This is a genomic window from Streptomyces capoamus, from assembly GCF_014654935.1.
In the GTDB taxonomy this organism is placed as follows: domain Bacteria; phylum Actinomycetota; class Actinomycetes; order Streptomycetales; family Streptomycetaceae; genus Streptomyces; species Streptomyces capoamus.
Genome location: NZ_BNBF01000008.1, coordinates 46,828 through 52,450, shown reverse-complemented (window position 1 = coordinate 52,450; position 5,623 = coordinate 46,828). Strand labels below are relative to the sequence as shown.

Genomic DNA, 5,623 nt, shown 5'->3' with positions numbered 1-5,623 from the left:
CCGGTCGGACAGGGTGGCGGCGGCCACCAGCGCGCTGTCCGCGATCTGCACCTTGTGGTGGGCCTCGTACCGCCCCTTGAGCCCGCGCAGGATCGCGATGGTGTCCTCCACCGTCGGCTCGGCGACCAGCACCTGCTGGAAGCGCCGCTCCAGCGCGGGGTCCTTCTCGATCCGCTCCCGGTACTCGTCCAGGGTGGTGGCGCCCACCATCCGCAGTTCGCCGCGGGCGAGCATGGGCTTGAGCATGTTGCCCGCGTCCATGGCGGAGTCGCCGCCGGCGCCCGCGCCCACGACGGTGTGCAGCTCGTCGATGAAGGTGATGATCTGCCCGTCGGAGCCCTTGATCTCGGCGAGGACGGCCTTCAGCCGCTCCTCGAACTCGCCGCGGTACTTGGCGCCGGCCACCATCGCCCCGAGGTCCAGCGCGACCAGCCGCTTGTCCTTCAGCGACTCGGGCACGTCCCCCTTGACGATGCGCTGGGCGAGCCCTTCCACGACGGCGGTCTTGCCGACGCCGGGCTCACCGATCAGGACGGGGTTGTTCTTGGTGCGGCGGCTCAGCACCTGTACGACCCGCCGGATCTCCTGGTCCCGCCCGATGACCGGGTCGAGCCGGCCCTCGCGGGCGGCGGCGGTGAAGTCGGTGCCGAACTTCTCCAGGGCCTTGTACTGGCCCTCCGGGTCGGCGGTGGTCACGCGGCGTCCTCCCCTGGCCTTCTTGAAGGCCTCCAGCAGCTTCTTCGGCTCGGCGCCCTGCCCCACGAGCAGCTCACCGGCGGCCCCGCCCTTCGCGGCGACACCGATCAGCAGGTGCTCGGTGGACAGGTACTCGTCACCCAGTTCCCTCGCGCGCTCGCCGGCGTCGGCGATCACGGCCAGCAGCTCCCGGTTGGGCTGCGGCGGCGCGACGGTGGACCCGGTCACGCTGGGCAGGCCGGCCAGGATCCGCTCCGCGCCGGCGCGTACGGCGGCCTGGTCGGCGTCGACCGCCACGAGCAGGTCGGTGATGTTCTCGTTGTCCTGCCCCTGGAGCAGCGCCAGCAGCAGGTGGGCGGGGGTGAGGTCCGGGTGCCCCTCGGTCACGGCACGGTTGCCCGCCGCGTTGATCGCGTCCCGGCTCCTGTTGGTCAGCTCGGCGTCCACGGTGTCCGTTCTCCTCCTCGACCTCGCACTGCTGACTTAACAAGCGTACACAAAGTTGAGTCTATTCCACTCAAGGTGGGAGCGGGAGGGCCCACGGGTCTAGGTTGCGCGCATGACCAGGCACTCCGTAGACCCGGCTGCCCCCGGCGAGCCGTACCTCGCCTTCTGGCGCGAACGCCATCTGTGCACGCTGACCACCCTGCGCCCCGACGGCAGCCCGCACGTCGTCCCGGTGGGCGTGACCTACGACCCCGGGGCCCGGCTGGCCCGGGTGATCACCAACGGGACGAGCGCCAAGGCGGCCCACGTGCGCGCAGCCGGGCCCGAGGGGGCGCGGGTGGCGGTGTGCCAGGTGGACGGCCGGCGCTGGGCGACCCTGGAGGGGCGGGCGTACGTGCGCACGGACCGGGAACGGGTCGCGGAGGCGGAACGGCGCTACGCGGAGCGGTACCAGCGGACGCCGTCCCCCAACCCCTCCCGCGTGGTGATCGAGATCGAGGTGGAACGGGCGCTGGGACACGGCTGAGACTCGGCTGAGAGTCGGCCGCGCGATGGCGTGGGCGCGGCGGTTTTCGGCCACCGTGGCGCATGCCGTTATCCGGAGATATCCCCGGAAACTGCAGCGGCGTCACCGTGTTCAGGTCACGGTGACGCCGCTGCGGGGGGGAAGTGCCTGAGCGATTTGTTACGACGGGGGAATCGCGTCAGGCACTGCGGGGGGTGGCCGAGATGGTCCTCAGGTCGGACTCCGCCGGCTCGGTCAGCCGGTGGTCCCGCTGGTCCAGGTTCACAAAGATCATTCCGTACCGGATGGCACAGCGCACCGGCTGCGGCGCGCCGCGCGGCTTGCGCAGGCACCGGAACGCCCGTACGTCGCCGTCCTCGTCCCGCGTGACGACGACCGGCTCTCCGAACACGGTCACCATCAGCGAGTCACCGCTGTGGGGGATGGCGGTGACCAGGTCGATGAAGTGCCAGCCGGAACGGTAGGCGGTGGCCATTTCGCGACGGAAGGAGCGGTCGTCGGGTGGAGTTGTCACGTCAGCTCCCAGCTCCGCTTGCCTTCGACTCCGCTGCTGCTGCCGCCGGCCAGACACTGTCCGCCAGCACATGCCCCTTCCGAGCCAGTGGCCAGACACTGTCGCCAGCGTCGTCATCTCTCCCGCCGGACCCTCCTCCGAGAACCCCGACGGTCGCGACGGCGGCGAAGGTGGCGACAAGCACCGAGCGAAGCATTTTGTTACGCATAGTCGGCTTCGTCCTCACTTGAAGGTCCCCTCTTCCCCCGTCGGGTACGACGATGGCTCATTCGGGCACATCAATGCCACACGATCGGTGCATCATGTTCCTGCATGTTCAGGACCCTGGGGGGTGGAGATTTGTTGGCAAATCGGACTAAGGCGACACATCCCCATGCGATGACCGAGATGTGCGACGTAGGCGGACAACTTTATGCTGCCGCCCTGCGTACTGGGCGGATCGCTCGGGGAGACGCGGCGTCGGCTCCCTGCCTGATGGAGTTCGCCCTCCTCCACCCCGACCCCGACGACCCGGAATGGCTGCGCCCGGTCCCGCCCGCCGTTGCGCTCGCTCAGCGGCTCAATCCGATCGAGCACGAAATCACCGAACGCAGGCGACAGTCGATCCAGTTGTCCGATGCCTTCGCCCCTTTCATGGCGCTCGGTGCACAGATGTCGGTCAGCAGCGACTCGATCACCGTGCTGGAGGGCAGCGAGCGGATCAACGCGGCACTGGATCTGGCCACCTCGCAGTGCCAGACCGAAATGCTCACAGTTCAGCCGAGCGGCCACCGACCCGAACACAGCCTCAAGCAGGGCCTGGGACGTGACCGGCCGCTGATCGAGCGTGGGGTGCGCATCAGAACGCTCTACCCGCACACCGCCCGGTACAGCTCGGAGCGGCTGGATTACGCCGCCCGGCTCTCCGACGGGAAGGTCGAGCAGCGCACCATCGACGGACTGGTCGAACGGCTCATCATCTGTGACCAGGCCGTCGCCTTCATCCCCACGCGTGACGACCAGAAGGTTGCCCTGGAAATCCGCCAGCCAGGCCTCGTCAGCTACCTCATCAAGGTCTTCGAGTTCATGTGGGACCACGCCGTGCCCCTGAGCGCAGGCACCCCCTACGAAACCGCTCCCGACGGCATCACCGAGATCCAGCACTCCATCGCCAAGCTCCTGGTCGAAGGGCACGTGGACGAGGCCATCGCCCGCCGTCTCGGTATGAACGTCCGCACCTGCCGCGCCCACATCGCCAAACTCGCCCAGGCCCTCGGCAGCGGCAGCCGCGCCCAGCTCGGCTATCTCATCGCCCAGTCGGGCATCTTGGACCGGGATCACTGAGGCAGCGGCCCCGGTGACGCATCAAGCACACCGCATCGAGGATCTGTGCGCCGCCGGCCGGGAGCTGTACGGACGCGCCCTGCGGGAGGGGCACGTTCCCGCGGCGGACGCGGCCGACGTCCCCTGCCTGGTCGACGCCGGGTTATTACACCCCGCCGTGGACGACCCCGGACGGCTGGATCCCGTCTCCCCGGCCGCCGCACTCGAGCGCTTCCTGCGCGCGTCCCGCGCCCGCATCGCCGACGAGCGACAGCGCGAAGAACGGCTGCTGGACCTCCTCCAGCCTCTACTGGCCGTCGACAGCGGACCCGGCACACCGGCCGAGACGGCCCACCTCCGGCTCCTCCAGGGCGTCCCGCGCATCAATGACGCGATCGACGAAGCGATGGCCGAGGCCGTCACCGAAGTGCTCTGCGTCCAGCCCCACACCCACTACGTGGACGACCGCGGCCAGGTCGGGCAGACTCGCTCCCTGCCGCGCGACCAGGCATTCCTCGACCGGGGCGGTCGCATCCGCACGCTGTACCAGAGCACCATGCGGCACGTACCGATCACGCTGGCCCGCTATGAGCAGTTGCGCGGCAGCGCCGAGGCACGCACCCTCGACGAATTGCCGGACCGCCAGATCATCATCGACCGCACCGTGGCCTTCATTCCGGCCGACAGCGACATCACGACGGCCCTGGAGGTCCGTAACCCGGCTCTGATCGCTCACTTCACCACCACCTTCGACCGCCTCTGGCGCCTCGCCACCCCCATGTACCCCCGAGCCGTCCAGACCCCGTCCGTCGACGGGGTGACCCCGCGTCAGCGGGCCATCGCCGCGCTGCTCGTGGAGGGGCACACGGATGCCGTCATCGCCGAGCGGCTCGGGATGAACGTGCGGACCGCCCGGCTGCACATCGCCAAGCTCGCCGCCACGCTGGGCAGTGAGAGCCGGGCGCAGCTCGGGTTCCTCATCGCGCGGTCGGGGGTTCTCGGTCCCGGCCGGTGAGGGCGGTGGCCGGCAGGGAGGGGCGGTGGCCGTCGAGGCCGACCTGGGCGATGCGGACGCCGAGCTGGGTGCGGCTGGCGGCGCCCAGGGTCTCGGACAGCCGGGCGATGTGCGCCCGGCAGGTGCGCACGCTGATGCCGAGCCGCTCGGCGATGACGGCGTCCTGGTGGCCCTCGGCGAGCAGCGCGGCGATGGACTGCTCCCGGTGCGAGATGCCCTCGATGCCGGTGTCGGGAAGCGGGGCGGTGAGCGGGATCGCCAGGCGCCAGAGCCGTTCGAAGACCGTGACCAGGTATTCCACCAGGGCCGGGTGGCGCAGCTCCAGGGCCATGGTGCGGTCGGCGTTGGCGGGGATGAACGCCACCGTGCGGTCGAAGAGGATGAGCCGGTCGATGACCTCGTCCAGGGTGCGGGCCTCGACCGTGTCGCCCATCAGCTCCAGGTAGTTCAGCAGGCCCTGGCCGTGCCGGGCCACGTGCGTGTAGAGGTCCCGCATCCGTACGCCTCGGCCGCGCAGCGCCAGTGCCCGGTGCAGGCCCTCGGTGAGTTCCGCCTCGCGCCGGATGCCGCCGGGCTGCACGGTGAGCACCTCGGTGGTGCACGCCGCGGTCGCCTCGTCCATCGCGGCCTGGATGCGGGAGAGTCCGTCGAGGACGCGGATGGCGCTGCCCTCGCCCGAGGCGAGGGTGTTGAGCTGCCGGCCCAGGTCCGCGTACCACTCGAAGGCGGCCACGGCCGAGCCCACCCGCCGCTGGCTCTCGCTGACCTCGTCGTAGACGCCGCGCAGCAGCCGCGTCATGACCTCCTGCGGGGAGGTCGGCACCAGCCAGTCCATGTCGTCGGGGTCGGGGTGCAGCAGGGCCAGCTCCAGCAGGCAGGGCACCGGTTCGGCGTCCGTGCGCGGCACCCGCCCCCGGCGCACGGCACGGGAGTACACCCGGTCCCCGGCCTCACACAGCCGGTCGGCACCGTGAGGATGCCTCTCCGCCCCGCGCCCGGCCATCGCCCATTCCACCCCCGGTGTGCTGCCACTTCCGCAGCGCAACTATGCGCGGCGCCGAAGGGGGTCCGCAACACGGCTCTCCCTGCGGTGGCCACCGGAAGACCACGCTATGCCCCGGTT

At 70.4% G+C, this 5,623-nt stretch carries 6 protein-coding genes; 3 read left to right on the top strand and 3 right to left on the bottom strand.

Translation table 11 applies throughout. The annotated features are described in order from the left end of the window. Window positions 1-1,143, bottom strand: a 1,143-nt coding sequence (locus tag IE312_RS40085; RefSeq protein ID WP_229899764.1) for a Clp protease N-terminal domain-containing protein, incomplete at its 3' end; no start/stop codon positions are given. Window positions 1,144-1,255: 112 nt separating this feature from the next. On the opposite strand from IE312_RS40085, the gene IE312_RS14830 reads away from it, so the two are divergent. Further along, window positions 1,256-1,669: a pyridoxamine 5'-phosphate oxidase family protein gene (locus IE312_RS14830; RefSeq protein ID WP_189981926.1), complete on the top strand. Its 414-nt coding sequence runs from the start codon at window positions 1,256-1,258 to the stop codon at window positions 1,667-1,669. Between the two features lie 178 nt (window positions 1,670-1,847). Here the strand turns inward: IE312_RS14830 and IE312_RS14825 are convergent, their stop codons facing one another. After that, window positions 1,848-2,183: a Rieske (2Fe-2S) protein gene (locus tag IE312_RS14825; protein ID WP_189981924.1), complete on the bottom strand. Its 336-nt coding sequence runs from the start codon at window positions 2,181-2,183 to the stop codon at window positions 1,848-1,850. 312 nt (window positions 2,184-2,495) lie between these two features. On the opposite strand from IE312_RS14825, the gene IE312_RS14820 reads away from it, so the two are divergent. After that, window positions 2,496-3,506 (top strand): helix-turn-helix transcriptional regulator, encoded by a 1,011-nt coding sequence (locus IE312_RS14820; RefSeq protein WP_189981922.1) that lies wholly within the window; start codon window positions 2,496-2,498, stop codon window positions 3,504-3,506. A gap of 13 nt (window positions 3,507-3,519) precedes the next feature. Next, the gene (locus tag IE312_RS14815; RefSeq protein WP_189981920.1) at window positions 3,520-4,500 is read left to right on the top strand and encodes a helix-turn-helix transcriptional regulator; all 981 of its coding nucleotides are present in this window, start codon (window positions 3,520-3,522) and stop codon (window positions 4,498-4,500) included. Here IE312_RS14815 and IE312_RS14810 read toward each other — a convergent pair. Next, window positions 4,463-5,503 (bottom strand): helix-turn-helix transcriptional regulator, encoded by a 1,041-nt coding sequence (locus tag IE312_RS14810; protein WP_189981918.1) that lies wholly within the window; start codon window positions 5,501-5,503, stop codon window positions 4,463-4,465. The two genes, IE312_RS14815 and IE312_RS14810, sit on opposite strands and share 38 nt — an antisense overlap. Window positions 5,504-5,623 lie beyond the last annotated feature (120 nt).

Excerpts from the sequence above, each read along its gene's own strand:
- IE312_RS14810 (WP_189981918.1), bottom strand. The coding sequence starts at position 5,503 with ATGGCCGGGCGCGGGGCGGAGAGGCATCCTCACGGTGCCGACCGGCTG.
- IE312_RS14820 (WP_189981922.1), top strand. The coding sequence starts at position 2,496 with ATGTTCAGGACCCTGGGGGGTGGAGATTTGTTGGCAAATCGGACTAAG.
- IE312_RS14830 (WP_189981926.1), top strand. The coding sequence starts at position 1,256 with ATGACCAGGCACTCCGTAGACCCGGCTGCCCCCGGCGAGCCGTACCTC.